12 protein-coding genes and 1 pseudogene are annotated in these 14950 nt (G+C 61.9%); 7 read left to right on the top strand and 6 right to left on the bottom strand.

Translation table 11 applies throughout. The features are described from left to right. Positions 1 to 9: 9 nt before the first annotated feature. Positions 10 to 529: pseudogene (locus NKI72_RS27055) on the bottom strand (phosphomannomutase/phosphoglucomutase); the annotation flags it as partial. Between NKI72_RS27055 and NKI72_RS35505 the strand changes: the two are divergent. Next, a complete protein-coding gene (locus tag NKI72_RS35505) occupies positions 513 to 1112 on the top strand; it encodes a hypothetical protein (protein ID WP_502908998.1) in 600 nt (199 codons plus the stop codon). The pseudogene NKI72_RS27055 and the gene NKI72_RS35505 overlap by 17 nt on opposite strands. 120 nt (positions 1113 to 1232) lie before the next feature. Here the strand turns inward: NKI72_RS35505 and NKI72_RS27065 are convergent, their stop codons facing one another. Next, entirely contained in the window at positions 1233 to 2141 is a 909-nt protein-coding gene (locus NKI72_RS27065) for a metallophosphoesterase (RefSeq protein WP_352851335.1), read from the bottom strand. A gap of 430 nt (positions 2142 to 2571) precedes the next feature. On the opposite strand from NKI72_RS27065, the gene NKI72_RS27075 reads away from it, so the two are divergent. Further along, positions 2572 to 2724: a hypothetical protein gene (locus NKI72_RS27075; RefSeq protein WP_352851337.1), complete on the top strand. Its 153-nt coding sequence runs from the start codon at positions 2572 to 2574 to the stop codon at positions 2722 to 2724. A 375-nt stretch (positions 2725 to 3099) separates the two neighbouring features. Here NKI72_RS27075 and NKI72_RS27080 read toward each other — a convergent pair whose 3' ends face one another. From NKI72_RS27080 to NKI72_RS27095, 4 genes are all read right to left on the bottom strand, one after another. After that, positions 3100 to 4659, bottom strand: a complete 1560-nt coding sequence (locus NKI72_RS27080; protein WP_352616543.1) for a family 16 glycosylhydrolase — start codon at positions 4657 to 4659, stop codon at positions 3100 to 3102. Between the two features lie 102 nt (positions 4660 to 4761). Further along, a complete protein-coding gene (locus NKI72_RS27085) occupies positions 4762 to 4989 on the bottom strand; it encodes a hypothetical protein (RefSeq protein WP_352834818.1) in 228 nt (75 codons plus the stop codon). Between the two features lie 660 nt (positions 4990 to 5649). Further along, positions 5650 to 6654, bottom strand: coding sequence for a glycosyltransferase family 2 protein (locus tag NKI72_RS27090; protein WP_352851328.1), 1005 nt, complete (start codon positions 6652 to 6654; stop codon positions 5650 to 5652). Further along, on the bottom strand, positions 6651 to 7895 hold the full coding sequence (locus tag NKI72_RS27095; protein WP_352851329.1) for a glycoside hydrolase 5 family protein: 1245 nt from the start codon (positions 7893 to 7895) through the stop codon (positions 6651 to 6653). Before NKI72_RS27095 ends, NKI72_RS27090 begins: the two co-directional genes overlap by 4 nt. A gap of 353 nt (positions 7896 to 8248) precedes the next feature. On the opposite strand from NKI72_RS27095, the gene NKI72_RS27100 reads away from it, so the two are divergent. From NKI72_RS27100 to NKI72_RS27120, 5 genes are all read left to right on the top strand, one after another. Next, positions 8249 to 9793: a glucosamine inositolphosphorylceramide transferase family protein gene (locus NKI72_RS27100; protein ID WP_352851330.1), complete on the top strand. Its 1545-nt coding sequence runs from the start codon at positions 8249 to 8251 to the stop codon at positions 9791 to 9793. A gap of 879 nt (positions 9794 to 10672) precedes the next feature. Then, the gene (locus NKI72_RS27105; protein ID WP_352851331.1) at positions 10673 to 11437 is read left to right on the top strand and encodes a glycosyltransferase family 2 protein; all 765 of its coding nucleotides are present in this window, start codon (positions 10673 to 10675) and stop codon (positions 11435 to 11437) included. After that, positions 11437 to 12582, top strand: a complete 1146-nt coding sequence (locus NKI72_RS27110) for a glycosyltransferase family 4 protein (protein ID WP_352834833.1) — start codon at positions 11437 to 11439, stop codon at positions 12580 to 12582. Before NKI72_RS27105 ends, NKI72_RS27110 begins: the two co-directional genes overlap by 1 nt. Beyond that, positions 12579 to 14558 (top strand): putative glycosyltransferase family protein, encoded by a 1980-nt coding sequence (locus NKI72_RS27115; protein ID WP_352851332.1) that lies wholly within the window; start codon positions 12579 to 12581, stop codon positions 14556 to 14558. Before NKI72_RS27110 ends, NKI72_RS27115 begins: the two co-directional genes overlap by 4 nt. Beyond that, positions 14545 to 14950 (top strand): hypothetical protein (locus NKI72_RS27120; RefSeq protein WP_352851333.1); only part of this gene is annotated, 406 nt, incomplete at its 3' end. The genes NKI72_RS27115 and NKI72_RS27120, both read left to right, overlap by 14 nt.

Here is a 14950-nt window from a genome sequence, read left to right on the forward strand (position 1 = left end):
CCAGTCCTCTCAAAATGTCTGGTTGTAGGCTCCGACCTCTGGATTGCGGCGCAGCACGGCATCGACAGCCTCGAACATCTCGCGACGTCGTTCCGGCGAGACAGGGCTTTCCACGTCGACAACAATTTCGGGCTTGTTCAACAAGGCCCTGACCAGAGCGCAGGGGACGTCTGGGCAACGACACGCCCCCATTCACGGTGACGAGATTGACCAGCGCCTGGCCGACCAACTCGATCCCGTCCTGCGTGAATTCCTCGGCAACTATCGCGACCACGCCGTATTTTACCTCCTCTGGGCAGTGGGGCGACATTGTCGGGGTGCTGAAGGTCAGCGGCAGATCTCGGTAAAGGTCCGCGAGTGTCTTGCCCAAGCTGCGGTCGAGCATCTCGCAAACGGCTCTCGCCGTGACGAGCCCGTCGTCCTAGCCGCGCTCGATCGGCGGGTTGAAGAAGAAATGCCCCGACTTGTCGAACCCAGCTATGGCATCGACGAGGTTGGCAACGCGCCTCTTGATGGCAGCTACGGAAGTAGTGACCAGTGATGGTGTCGGGAACTACACCTATTCGGCCGATCAAGGTGCGAAGCGCCATGCCGATCGCCTGCACGCCCACCAGGTTGAGTTCGGGCTTTTTCTCCCGGTCTGGATGGCCGAACCACCAGCGCGCGTCGCATTCCCGAAAGCCAGTGGCTTTGATGAGAGCACTGCTTTCAAAGACGAATGTGTTCGGCCTGGCTTGGCCGACTATGTCCAGGGTCACGGTTTTGATCCGCTATTGCGCGCAACAGTCCTAGCACGCGGCCGGGCGCAGGCCCCTTCAGGAATTGGAGTAGTCCTAAAACGCTGGTTCGCGCCGCCTCATCCAATAGGAGTATGCCCGCCGATGGCCGAAAGGAGGTCTCGTGCAAGCATGGCCATTTGCATTCTCCAAGATGCGTTCTGCTCGGGCGCCAACGACAAGGATGGGTGCAAGATGCCGCTGACCGCATTCAGTTTTTCCTTCCCCGACAATGTCGAGGAAAGGTGTTTCGAACGCCTGGCTCGGCGTCTTGAAGACATTCTAGTGGGAATCGAGAGCTATTCGCCGAACTCCGCCCGTCCGGAGAAAGGATGATGGACTGTGCCGCGTTCGTCTTGGGGCGATGGGAACACGGCGAAACCCCGACTGCATGTACACGACCATCAATACCGCGGAACGGTCCGCGGACGGCAGGTCTGTCTGGGACAGCAGATGTCATTCGCCGACAGGACGAGAGTTTTTCGCGCCGATATCGACGACTATGATCTCCGGCGACACACCGAAGCGCACCGGCAGCCACGATACGCCCAAACCCCCGGATACGATCATGTGCCGCCCACTCTCGACGACATGCCCATAGGCGAAGCGCTGTCCGTAGGCTGAATTGATGATGGGGGGGCCGATGAATGGCAAGCGCACCTGTCCGCCATGTGTATGGCCGCATAACGTCAGGCTGATACGGTCAGGGACAGTAATGAAGATGTCCGGTTCATGCGCAAGGAGCAATATCGGATTGCCGTCGTGGGGTATTGCGGCCATTGTTCCAGGCAGATCGTCGACGCCCTTGTACACGCCGCGAGAAAACTGCATGGCCCACTGGTCGCCAAGACCCGCGAGCCAGAATGCTGGGCCATCCTGCTGACGGATAAGCGTGGCGGTGTTCTCGAGGACCGGAATGCCATTGTCGACGAGGGCTGCGCGGACGCTATCGACACCGTGCCACCAGTCGTGGTTGCCGAGAATGGCGTGGCAGCCGAGTGGCGCGGAAAGTTTCGAAAGTGAATTGCCCCAAACAGTGTCGGGCACGATCCCGGTGGCATAGTGCGGCAGCACGCCCATCACATAGTCGCCAAGGAGAAGGATGATATCGGGCTGCAGGCTATTCGCAACACCGACGATCTCGTCGATCCTGGAAACCGGCATCCAAGGCTCGCAGGCGTGGATGTCAGCGACCACGACGATACGCAGGGGCTTGGCAGTGGTCGGCCAGCGCGGCGGAAGGAGCTTGTAGTGAGTGACACGCAGTCGAAACCGAGGCTCAATCGCGATGGCATAACTCGCCAGACCAAATGCCGCGAGCGACACGGCGCCAAAGAGCTTCAGGAATGAGCGCCGCGACGTCAGCACTTGTATTTCCCAGCAGAACGAGGTCTGTTTTAGAGATCGCCACGAATTCAGCTGCGGCAGCCTGAGCCCCTCAACCGCGTGAGAGGCTTCGCGCGGTCAATAGTTTCCCAAATCGGTGTCACCTGCAAGCATTGGTCTTTATTGCGCAGGGGAGGAGCTCGGGCTAGGACCCGTGAACTGCTCCGATTGGTCACTGATCTCGGGCGGATGGTGTAGTTCCATTCCGGGTGAATGCGTCGCCTTGGATGGCGAGCGCCTCCATCTCGACATCGTTCACTTGCTCTCTTTTTCGTCGGTCACGGAATCGACCGCGCGCCTGGCCACGCGATCGAGGAGGGCGCCGTCCGCGTCAGGTTGCCGTGATGCGGCAGAACAGGGGTGTTCGATGTTGCTCCAGGTCGATGTGCCCGTCGGATGGTGATGCAACATGGAGCGCGAGGCCTGTCTCGCGAGCGAGTTGTTGCAGTTCGACCTTCCACAACCGGCTTTGATCATCCAGCTTCGAGCCGACCGCTTCCCGCCTTTGACGTATCGCATGCTTCGGCTGCGCCTCGACAAGATTGCGGCGCTCTTGAGTTGAAACCGGAGGGCAAACTTTCCCGTCGGCTGCAAACCGGCTTCTTACCGCTCTCGCAGTGTTTCCTGCTTGTATTGCATCATTGGCGAGAGAAAGTAGCTGATGATGCTGCGTGTGCCAGTCTGGGATGTTCATTCGGACCCAAAGCTTGGTAACTCCAGTCTCCTCGGTTCGGTCCGAATGGCAACTACAGAAAGCTCACAACTAGAGCCTGCTCCATCCCGATGGCATCGGGATGGAGCCCCATCTCTTTTGCTTGAGCAGATCTTCTCCGAAAACCGGGCTCCCGCCTTTTGCTACGCTGACTTCGGTTCGGGATCATGGCTTTGAGGTGCTGTTTATCCAGTCCTTGTTTGGCCACGGCAGCCCCGCGTTCCTTCAGGTCACATAGAATGAGGCTGCGCCAAGCGAGAGATGTGGAGAAAGGGTGGCGAACTGTATTTGAGATGCGCCGCCGGCCCCGTCACTGTCGAAAGAGAGCGCCCCGGTTTCACTGTTGTAGATGATATGATCGGAACTGTCATGCGCGGCTGCACCAACAAAGAAAGCTTTGGATGGAAGCCCTCCCGGCTGAAGCCCGGCAAAAACGGTATCGCTGAGATGGAACGTGTCCTGGGAGCGCTTGAAGTCGGTGATCTTATCGACATTGCCGGCTCCAAGAGCAGTATTGAACGAGAAGGCATCGTGGCCTCCGTAACCGGTCAAGACGTCGGCGCCGAGCCCGCCGTTGATGACATTGTTGCCGGCATTGCCCTGGATGGTCTGGCCGAACTCGTTGCCGGTGAGGGTTATCGCCTTCGTGTCGGACGGGTTGTTGGTGGCGAGATGCTCGATCTCCGAGCCGGCCGAAAGCGCATAGCTCACCGAGGCGATCACACTGTCGTTGCCGCCGCCCACTGCCTCGACCACCTTCTCGTTGGCATTATCGACATAGTAGGTGTCGTTGCCGCCATAGCCGATCATCGTGTGGCCGCTGGTTCCGTGGAATACATCGGCGCCGCTGGTTCCGTATAAAGTGCCATCGCTGGTGCCGTCGGAAGAAGGGACCGTCCCGGTCCCAGACCCAGTCTCGGTCCCGGTCGAGCCAGTGGTTGAGGGAGTGACGTTCGCACCCGTGACGGTGTCGCCGCTGCCTGCCTTTTGATAGAGCTGAACCTCATCGATCTGCATCTGCATCGACGAAGGGGTCGAACTGTCCAGAGTCGTATGCCATCCGCTGGCGTTCGAATTCGCGACCCCATTGTTCATGATCAATTGCATCGGTTCATTCGGGATCTCGGCCTGTGCGCTGGTCACTTGCGCCATCTGTTTCCCGTCGAGATACCAGGTGATCGACTGACCGGGATCCCAGTTGATGCCGTACGTGTGGAAGCCCGCCGTGAGGTCGATGCCGCTGTCGACCAGGCCGCCGCTGACCGTCCCTGACGGCGAGTGGATGTGCCCGGAGAACATCTGGTTTGCCGGCCCCGACCCGCTATATCCACCCTCCTGCATATCGATCTCAAAATTGTCGCCGCTGCTGCCGGCGCCTTGGCCGGGCATCAGCCAGAGGGCTGGCCATGCGCCGTCGCCGCTCGGCGCCTTCATGCTGATCTGAAGATAGCCGCCATTGAATTCGAAGTTGCCATAGCTGCTGACTACGCCGGACGTGATCGGAAATGTTTGTGTCGTCCCCTGATTTATGCCGCTGATGGGCTGCTTGACCGCCGTCAGATCCAACTGCCCGTTGCTCACTGACACTTGGCTCGGCTTATCATAATCGGCTTCATACGGCCCGCCCGGGGTGCTTCCTCCTGATCCATCGCTATTCCATGGCCAGCCATTGGCGGCATTGCTGGTGATGTAGGAATGCCAAGTGCTGTCGAGCGCCGTACCGGAGAAGTTTTCCTCGAAGACGAGGTCGCTAGAGGCAAAGCCTGCGGGTGCGGAAAGAGCCATTCAGTGATCCTTATTTGGCGTTGAAAACAGGGAATTCCACTGCCGCGCATCGCCAGGCGCGCGACATGTCGCATGCTCGCAGTTGGACACCGCGAACGGATTTCAAAGTAGCGGAGCTTTGGAAGTCCTCGCGCGCGACTTATCGTCGAGCGAGCTTAAGTTGAACTCGCCATCGAAGGAGAGTTTGTCGACGGGAATACTCATCAGGCCATTCCTTGAAAACGGTGTCGCTGCCGACGCACGCAAGGTGTTCAACGGTTTGAGCCGCAGCCGGATTGAAGTCGAGCGCAGCTCTTCCAGCACCTCAAGCCTGCCGCTTAGTAAAAACAATGGTTAATCCTTAGTTCATTGCGTATTTTTGTTCTTATTTCACCCGCACTCTAAGTAACACGCAGGCATCTCGGACTTCTTGCTTATCCACACACCGTCTTGTACCCACATGAATGGATCATTCGTGGACGATGTACGCGAGCCTACTACCGTTTGCGGCGAGAATGAGGCTGGGCGATAACTTATTAACACCTTCTAATATAGGAGGTGCGGCTTGTCGAAATGGCGGAACGTGGCACTAGGGCGTGAGGGCGCTTCGTCGCCGCGCGGGGCCCCGCGGATTGTCAAATTTGAGCTGCGCAACCGGTCGCCAAAGCTCCAGCTTGTGGCCGTCTGCTAACCGCCTGGCGTGCTCTTTCGCCGCGTCGTGGCCTGTGCAAGCAAGGTGACCCCGCCCGCAAGCTGGCGGTGTTCGTCCAGACCGTAGACACGATAATTCGGCATCGCTTGTCCCGACCGGCGACGACATTCCAACGTCAGCCTCGCTGTGGAACGCCGAAATTTGATTCCCTATGGGTCACATGCGATGGGCCGCGCGCCGGGTGAGGGTGCACGAAATCGCCGGACGATGCGCTTTGGAGTGGCAGATTGACGCTCTCGATATCGCCAGCGCCGGCGGTCGGCCAAACCGTTTGCCTGCAATGCCTGCATCGGCGCCGGCTAGGCTCTCCAGCCTCGGACCCGTGATAGCAGATGCTGTGACAAGGCCTCGGCGGCCCCGCCGAGGCGCGTCGTGGCATAGGCGAACGCAGTAAGGGCAAAGCCCGCCATGATCGCCCCGGCCCGGCGGGCGGCGCCGACCTTGCCCCGCATGGCCGCCGTCAGGTCGTTCGCCACGGCGCGCGGCAGCACCACCCGGACGTAGCGCCCTTCGGCTCCGAGGCCGTCTTTGGATCCTGCGAGACCCCTCAACACTGCCTTGGCGGTGCCCTCGACGAGGCAGCGGTGGACGAAGTATTTCCACGTGGTGCGCTGGACCGGAACAGCGTGCAACACACGCGCCGCTGTCCGATACGCCCAATAGCCTCCAGGGTATAGGCTGGCGGCCCGGATGCAGAATTCCGTCTCCTCGCAGCTCTCAGCCTTACCGCCGATCCTTGCTCGGCCGCTTACGGAGAACCCGAGCTTGCGGCGCCCGAGCTCCGGCGCGAAGCCACCGGCGCGCCGCAGCACGTCGGCGCGCACCGACATGTTGGCCCCGATCGGGTTGCGGATGCGCCCGTCCCGCACGTGCATGCCGGCGTAGGTGCAGCCCACCACCCAGTGGAACTCGGCGGGAAACCAGGGGGGCGGCGGCACTTGCCACAGCGGCTCAACCGGGCCGCCGGCGCCCAACACGGCTGGATCCCGATAAGCCTCCAACAGCTCCTCCAGCCAGTGCGGGTCGGCGATGGCGTCATCATCGAGGAAGGCGATCACCGGGGCCGTGCTGTATTCCGCCCCTGTCATGCGACCGCCCGACAAGCCCGGTTGCCTGGCATTGGCGAGGACGGTCACGCCGGCAATCTCGCGCGCGGCGCGCTCTAGCAAGGCCTCGTTGTTGTCCACGACCACGACGATTTCACGCGGGGCAGGCGTTTGGGTGCGGACGGACCCGACCGCACGCTTCAACTCTTCCCAGCGGTCGAGAGTGTGCGCGCAGATCACGACGGAGGCTTCGGTCATGGGGCTTCCCGGACGGCTTCTGAGGCCGGGCGGGTCTCGCGGCTCTGCGCCGCCCGGGCCGTTGCGGCTTTGAGGATGTTCCAAATCACGCTTCCGTCATTGCGGATATCGAACTGGTCGTGTTCGTCGGCGGGGTAGCCTCCGCTGTCCTGCCGCGACGCCAGCCGCCACACGATCCAGCCAGCGCACCTGGGATCGCGGGCGAGCGTATCGAGCCATATGGCGTAAGCATCGGCGGAGTCCCGATTAGAGCGGGCATAGCCGAATTCCTCCAGAAGGACCGGCTTATTGGCTCGGGCCGCCAGTTGGCAAAATTCGGTAATCTGGTCGTCAAATTGCTGGACTGTGAGGTTGTAGTAGAGCGGGTAGCCGTGCCAGGTCCCGAAATCGAGAGTTGGGATCGTCAAATCGGACAGCTTCTCGGAAACGTTGGCGTGCCCTGAGCTGACAAGGTGATTGGAATCGAGGGACTTCACGTAGGCCGACATTTCGGCAGTCCAGGCCAGCCGCAAAGCCTCTGGGCGTGCATTACCTTCGTTCATCAGCTCCCAGGCCATAATCGTTGGATCGTCCCGGTAGGCAAGTCCGGTTAGCAGGTTGACGCGCTGTACGACGTGGCGGACCCAGGTCCTGTAATCCCGTTTCGTCCGGCGGTCATCGAAGAAAAACGTGGACTGGTCTTGGCTCCCATACCAAGCCCGCATCTGCTGGGCGCCACCCGTGTAGGCCCAGAAATCCAGGAAGGCGATGATGAGCCTGAGGCGTCGCTTGCCGGCTTCGGCGACGAGGAAATCAATCTTCTGCATGCCGTTCGCGCCATCATTGATCGCCATTCCGTTCTCGCCAGGGTCCCAAGAGAGCAGGTACGTTCCTCTCACCGCGAGATCGCTGGCATCGGCCTCAAGCCGCCAGTTCCAGATCGTAGCAGTGCTTCCGTCGAGCGATCCGATCACTGGCTGGAGGAAGATACGAACCACGTTGGCCCCCATGGCCACCGCGTCATCGAGAACGCGGATGACTTCGTCCTGCGACCCGAAAGTGACATAGTGGTTGTTCACGCCGGTCACAAAAAATGGCCTGCCATCGACAGTAAACGCCGTGCCGGAAGTCCTGATGAAGGACGCTGGCGACAAGTTGTCCGCGGCGCTCACGGCTGGCGGAACAGACAGCAACGCGAACACCAGCACACGCAGTCCGGCGGTGCCCAGCCCATATTTCACTCGTTGCCAGTCGACGATCATCCGGGACTGTGGCTCTCGCCTGGCGCCGAGTGCAACAGCCCCGAAGGATTACCTCCTCTTACCTCGCACGGCCCGTCGTTGTTCGGGCATAGTGTGCTTAGCCCATTCCGGTCGCTCGAGTATGGACCTGTGCTGCCAGACATCGCTCCCAACCAAGGATTCGGCTCCTCGAATTGGCGAGTCCCCGCGGCGGTAACGAGTAGGAAATTTTCTCGCGCTGTGGCTCTTTATCTGCCTCGCCTGGCTCGCGGGGCCGCGGCGGAGAGTTGGCTAGGCGCCTCGATCGGGGGGGTGGTTTTCGTCAAAGCTGTGGTCTTGTTTAATCCGCCGCGAGAATCACAATGCGCATTTGCTTGAGTGTCGATCCGTCGCGGCCGCTACGCTGGCATCTGTGGCTGGCGGAGGCGCTTGCTGAAGTGCCCGGCAACGATGTCTCCTGCGCTTTCGCGGCCGCCTACCGTCCGCTGCCGTTGATCTTCCGTCTGCTGCTCGAACTCGAAAGACTAGTCTATGGCTTAGGCGCCAACGGCGCCACCGACCCCGTCGAGGCGGCGCTGCGGTCCCTGCCGCCCCCTCCGGCCGACGAAGTGGACGTGGTGATCGATTTGAGCGGAGAGGAGCCCCTCCCGTCAGGGCGGCGCGTGCTGACGCCGCTCTTCAACGGTGTACCCGGCGAGATCGGAATCATGGCGGCCTTGGCGAACGATCAGGACCTTCTCGTTGACCTGCACGACACGGCGCGCCCGTCGCAGCCGTGGATGGCGCGTCCGGCCAGTGTTGACCGTGAAGTATTTGCAGCGAGCCTCGATAGCGTCCTCTCCTGCGCTGTGGCGCTGATCCTAAAAGCCTTGCGCGAGGAAACCGGTTCAGCTGCGTTCGGTGTCCCCGGCCCACGCACGGCCTCGCCTTCGCTCGGCGCATTTCCGGCCCTTGCAAAAGCGACACGCACAGTGACATCAAAGGCAATCAGATTCTTGGACATGCTGGCAAGAGGCGGCAGGACGTGGGCGATTGGCTGGCGCTTCGATGAATCGGCCAGCCTGCTCGACAAAGGCGAAGCAGCCTTCCGGGTGCTCACCGGAAAGGCCGACAGCTACCTTGCCGACCCGTTCCCATTCCGGCACCAGGGGCAGGACTTCATCTTTGTCGAAAAGTACCTCTACTCGAAGAACCGGGGGTGCATTGCGGTCGTGGCAGTGGACCGGAACGGGACCGCCGGCGCACCCCAGATCGTCGTGGAGGAACCGCATCACCTCTCGTACCCGTTTGTGTTCGAGCAGGACGGACAGATCTGGATGATCCCCGAATCGGCGGCGGCCAGGAATGTCTGTCTCTACAGGGCAGTGGAATTCCCGTACCGGTGGACACGGGAGGCCTGCCTCATCGAGGGCATCGAGGGCTACGACACCACGCCGCTCTGCCACAAGGGTGGTTTCTTGTTTTTCGTCAGCCTCAGGGTGTGGAGGTCCACGTCCTGGGATGTCCTCAGCCTCTACGGTGCCGAGAGCCTGACCGGGTCTTGGACGCCTTATGCCGCAAACCCCGTCCTGATCGATGCCACGCTCAGCCGCCCCGCAGGCGCCGTCATCCGACACGGCGGACGGACGCTACGCCCGGTCCAAGACTGCTCGCGCGGCTATGGGGGCGCGGTGACGTTCTGCCGGATCGATGCGCTCGGAGAGTTGGAATTTGCCCAGACACCGGTCGGTCGCATTAGGTCCGGAGCCTTCGGATGCCACACCTACAACCGGCGGTCCGGCCTGGAGGCGATCGATTTGTTCGGTCATATCGGGGGTCTGCGAGAGGTCACGACCTCGTATCGGTTGCTTGTATCCGATGCGCCGGTCTCGGAACCGCATGGGCAGCCCCTCTCCTGGCCGGTCTCGCGTCCGGTTTAGCCACCCACTGCCAACTGGTCTAGCAAAAGGTACCCCCGCGAAGGCCCGGGCGCGCTCGACCCTTCTCGGGCACAGAGAAAGTAGTACCTCGGAAGACGGCCGAGTGAAGCAGCGAACCGACCTGCACGTCGCAGCTTCTGGCCAGTGGCAATGTCGGCGTTGTTGGACGTTCATTCATCGGGCCGGCCGACCTTCACTGCCTTCTGCATCGCCCACTCGGGCGAACTTGACGCTTGTGAGCTAAGTGCAGGCTGTCGGGTCGATGAATGTCCTCGCTGGCGTTGAAGGTGGCCCCTGAGGTCCAAACGGGTTTGGCAACGCTGCCAACACAGCTGCTGAAGGTCACCGGTGCTGCTGCCCTGTTATCCGCGGTGGTGGTACGCGATGGAAATAACCTGAAGGGATAACCACAAAGAGTTAATCACCTATTTGTGCTTTATAACCATATATTGTTCTTTCTATTGCGGAGGCTAATTAATAGACTTCACATTGATCAGACTAAAAGTCGGGGGTAAATTCTTTTTTGTCTCGCAATATTCTTTCATTTCATCTTCGTTCCATTATTTCGGGGATTCCGCATATGCTTAGGATAAGCACATCCAGGGATGTGGCTGCCATTGAAGCGGGCACTTACGGCCTGTCGCTGGCGGCGCATTCGCATGCGCGCCGCGTGGAGCACCGGAATTTGGATTTCATCCGTCCCTCCGCCGCGAACGACTTCGGTCCTCTGTGCCGCTTTGTATCCGGGACCCGTCCTCTCGTCCGAGACTGGTCGGCAGTCCTGGCTCGCTTCCAACCTTCGCTACAGGTTCGACGGCTCGACCGCACGGTGCTGGCATGAATGCCCCTGTCTCCAGCATCGTCGCCCACGGCACTGCTGTGTCGGCGGCTGATCCAATCAGTGTCGCGCTGCGGCGGTCGCTGACTCTGCCACGAGTGAGCTTTATCGTCCCGACGCTCAACGAAGCCGAAAACCTCCCTTGGCTTCTGCCGCGCATCCCCAACTGGGCGCATGAGGTCATTATCGTGGATGGTCGTTCGACGGACGACACAGTCGCGGTTGCGCGCCGCCTGCGCGAGGACGTGAAGGTTGTCATGGAGCCCCGGCGGGGCAAGGGTGCTGCACTGCAAGCGGGATTCCTGGCCGCCACAGGCGAAATCATCGTCATGCTGGACGCCGACGGCTCCATGGTGCCGGAAGAGGCGATCGTCTTTGTCAGTGCGCTGATGGCCGGCGCGGATCTCGTCAAGGGTTCACGCTTTATCCAGGGCGCAGGCACCGACGACATGTCGCTGTTTCGGATGTTCGGCAATAAGGGGCTGACCCTGGTCGTGCGGCTGCTCTATGGCGGTTGGTTCTCCGATCTATGCTACGGATACATAGCCTTTTGGACCAAGCACGTCGCCACGCTGGACTGCGATTGTGATGGGTTCGAGATCGAGACACTCATCAACGTGCGGGCCTTGAAGAACCACCTCAATATCGTCGAGGTGGCGAGTTTCGAGGCTCCGCGTATCAGCGGTGTGAGCCATCTGCGCGCCATGCCGGACGGCTGGCGCGTCCTGAAAACCATCCTGCGCGAGAGGGTGCATCAACAGCGCAGGCAGAGCGCGACAGCCTGTGTTGTCGGTGGACAGACCTGATGCGAATTCTGATGGTTGCCGCTCGCTGCTATCCCCTCATGGGCGGCATCGAAACTCACATCCAGGAAGTCGGTCCCCGCTTGGTGGCGCGCGGCCACACGGTCGACGTGCTGACCACCGATTCTTCGGGGGAGTTGCCGGTCGAGGAGGAGGTGAGCGGCATGCGGGTGCAGCGAGTACCGGCCTGGCCGAGGAAGCTGGACCTCTATGTCGCGCCCGGCATCTATAGCGCGATCCGGCGCGGGGCTTGGGATCTGATCCATTTCCAAGGTTACAACACCTTCGTGGCGCCGATCGGGCTGCTCGCGGCGATCCGCGGAAACCTGCCGTTGATCCTGACCTTCCACAGCGGCGGGCATTCCTCCCGGCTGCGCAACGCCGTGCGCGGCACGCAGCACGCGCTGCTCCGGCCGCTGGTGGCCCGGGCCGCGCGGTTGATTGGCGTCTCCGAATTCGAGGCCAACTTCTTCAGCGCCAGGATGCGCGTGCCGCGGGAGCGGTTTGTTGTCATCCCGAATGGCGCCGCAATGCCCGCTGCGAGCCCCAGCGTTAAGGTCGATCCGCACCTGATCGTCTCGGGCGGCAGGCTGGAGCGCTACAAGGGCCATCACCGGGCAATTGCGGCCTTGCCCGAACTGATCCGCCGGGTGCCAGACGCGCGACTGCACGTCGTCGGAACAGGCCCGTATGAGGGAGAATTGCGGCGCCTCGTAGCGACACTCGGCCTCGAGAAGCGGGTCACTATCGCGAGCATCCCCGGATCCGACCGGCAGAAAATGGCTGACCTCCTGGCGAGCGCCGCGCTATTCGTCCTGTTCAGCGACTACGAAGCTCATCCGGTCGCCGTGATGGAAGCGCTGGCGCTGCGCCGTCCAGTTCTTGTCAGCGACACGTCCGGTCTGCGGGAGCTGGCCGCAAATGGCCTGTGCCGAGCGATTCCGTGCAACGCGGGTCCGGAAGAGCTGGCCGCCGCCATGGCCGAGGAACTGGAGGCCCATCGGGAGGTCCCGGATTTGGCGCTGCCCGACTGGGATGCCTGCGCGCGAGCGCTGAGCGACGTTTATTGTGAGGTCCTGAGCAGCCGATCCACGGTCCGCTTGCCCCCCGGCTGTCTGATGCCGCGGGCTCCTGCAGCGGAGGCATGAGCCTGATGATGCAAGCTCATTTGACGGCGGGAGCCAGGATCAACCCGCTCCGGGCCGGGATACGATTCGTCTCGGCCGTTATCGGTCCCGACCTTCGCGGCGACAGCGCCGATACCCCGCCGCAACGGGCCAACTTCGGATGGATAGCGGTTCTGTGCCTGACGGTTGCCACCGCTCTGCTGCTGGTCGTGGCCGGGCACGTCGTCGGGCGCCGGGCCTATGACGTGGCGCCGCTGTTCTTCTGGTGCGGTGTCGTCCTCCTCGTCGTCCCGACCAGCCTTCGCATAGCCTCGCCGATACTAGCCCGGGGTGAGCGCCTCTTCCTCCTGTTTTTGCTTGCCGAAGCCCTGTTATATTACAAGGCGGTCTATTCCCCAACGAGCTTCATCAATTACGACGAGTTCTTGCACTGGATCGCAGCCGACGATCTTATGACGGCCCGCCGCTTATTTCTGTCCAATCCGCTTCTCCCGATCGGCCCAACGTATCCCGCCCTCGAAATCCTTTCGACGGCGATCGTCAATCTGACGGGATTGCCTTTGTTTATGGCGGGGACTCTATTGTTGGCCGTCCTCAGGGGCACGTTCATCGGTGCCCTGTTTCTGTTTTTCGAAAGCATCACCGCATCGCCGCGTATCTCGGCCATCGCCTGTCTGGCCTACATGGGCTGCTCAACCTTCTTCCTGTTCGACTCGATGTTCTCCTACGAGAGCCTCGGCATCGTGCTGTGCGTGCTGACCTTCGCGGTCGAAGCAGCGTCCAAGGATCTCGTCGGGCGAGCGAGGCTGAAGTCGCTCGGGCTGATTGCCCTGCTGTTGGCAAGCCTCGCCGTCACGCATCACCTCTCGGCCGCCTTCGCTGCCATCTATTTCGGAGCGCTGGCCACCCTCGAGGCTTTGTGCCGACACGACCCACTGCGGATCAAGACCAGCATTGCTGTGGGCCTCGCGGCGATGCTCGCCGTTGCCCTGCCGTCCGTGTGGGTGCAGGCCCGCGGCATTCCTCTCACAGGCTATCTCGGCCCGGTGATCGAGTCCGGCTTCGACACATTGCTCGGGAAGATCCTGGGCGCGCCGCCCCCGCGGTCGGAGCACCTCGGAGCGCCGGACAAGGCCCTCTACATGCGGCTGACCACCTTGCTGGGGCTCCTGCTGGTGACGCTCGGACTGGCAACGGGATTCTTTCGGTCGCTGGCGATGGCAGCGCCGAGTGGTGCGCGGTTCGGTTGGCATCCGATCCAGGACATTCTCAAACGCCGCTGGCGCGACAGCCGCCTCGTGCTCCTCAGCTTGCTGGCCTTCGGGCTCCCAATCTCGGTGACCTTCCGACTGACCGTCGCCGGGTGGGAAATCGGCAACCGCATGGGAACGTTCGTGTTCATCGCCGTCGGGCTAGTCGTCGCGGTGAGCATCGTCCACTACTGGCAGGGCCCCACGCCACGCGGGTGGCGCCGCGTCGCACCGGCCGTTGCTCTGGTGGTCATCGTCCTGAGCGGCGTCACGAGCTCCTCGATTAATCCGATCCATGGGCGATACAGGGTGGCCGCAGATCAGGAATCGATCGAGCCGATGGGGATCGAAACGGCACGCTGGGTCAAGGAATGGCTTGGTGCCGGCAACCGCTTCACCACCGACCGCATCAACCGCCTTCTGCTTGCGAGCTACGGTCGGCAGGACGTCAGGGTCACCATCGTCGAAGGCATCGATCCCGCGCGCATATTCGAGGCCGAGACATTGGGGCCCGACGAGTTTTGGGCCTTGGCGGGAAGCGACATCGATTTCCTGCTGATTGACCTGCGCCTGACCACGGCTCCGCCGGTGCTCGGCTTTTACTTTCAGCCGTGGCAAGGGCAGCAGGGAACGCCGCTCTCGGGCGCAGCGCTGCTCAAGTTCAATGACGTCAAGGGCGTTACCCGTCTCTATGACAACGGCTGGATCGTCATCTATGACGTGAGGGGATTGCATGAGAATTTTTAGCACGCGGGACCTGCTGGTCGCGTTCCTGTGGGCGGGGGCCGCGGTGGCGGCCGTTGCGCTCAGCGACAGCTTGCTCCTTCGCACTGCCCTGTGCGCGCCCATGGTTTTCTTTATTTCGGGCCACACGGTGCTGCGGGCCATTGGCGTCTGGACCACCTCCGCGTCGCAACACCTCGTCTACGCGGTCGGCGCAAGCCTGGCCGCCGGCATCGCCGGCGGCTTTGCTCTGAATGCCGCAGGCTTCCTTACGCCGCTCGGCTGGGCGCTGTGGTTCTGGGCGGTGACGGCCGCGGCGGCGGGGGGGGGCACCCCCAGCCCCCCCACACCCCCAAAACCACCCCGGCCCGCGCCCTCGCCGGGGGGGCGGAGGCCGGGGGGCCCGCGCCGGGGAG

Origin of the sequence: Mesorhizobium sp. M0437 (assembly GCF_040321335.1) — a bacterium.
Lineage (GTDB): Bacteria > Pseudomonadota > Alphaproteobacteria > Rhizobiales > Rhizobiaceae > Mesorhizobium.

What these genes read in the sequence shown, in the direction of transcription:
- NKI72_RS27075 (WP_352851337.1), top strand. Translation starts at nt 2,572, where the DNA reads ATGGAGCGCGAGGCCTGTCTCGCGAGCGAGTTGTTGCAGTTCGACCTT.
- NKI72_RS27080 (WP_352616543.1), bottom strand. Translation starts at nt 4,659, where the DNA reads ATGGCTCTTTCCGCACCCGCAGGCTTTGCCTCTAGCGACCTCGTCTTC.
- NKI72_RS35505 (WP_502908998.1), top strand. Translation starts at nt 513, where the DNA reads ATGGCAGCTACGGAAGTAGTGACCAGTGATGGTGTCGGGAACTACACC.
- NKI72_RS27115 (WP_352851332.1), top strand. Translation starts at nt 12,579, where the DNA reads ATGAGCCTGATGATGCAAGCTCATTTGACGGCGGGAGCCAGGATCAAC.
- NKI72_RS27110 (WP_352834833.1), top strand. Translation starts at nt 11,437, where the DNA reads ATGCGAATTCTGATGGTTGCCGCTCGCTGCTATCCCCTCATGGGCGGC.
- NKI72_RS27090 (WP_352851328.1), bottom strand. Translation starts at nt 6,654, where the DNA reads ATGACCGAAGCCTCCGTCGTGATCTGCGCGCACACTCTCGACCGCTGG.
- NKI72_RS27095 (WP_352851329.1), bottom strand. Translation starts at nt 7,895, where the DNA reads ATGATCGTCGACTGGCAACGAGTGAAATATGGGCTGGGCACCGCCGGA.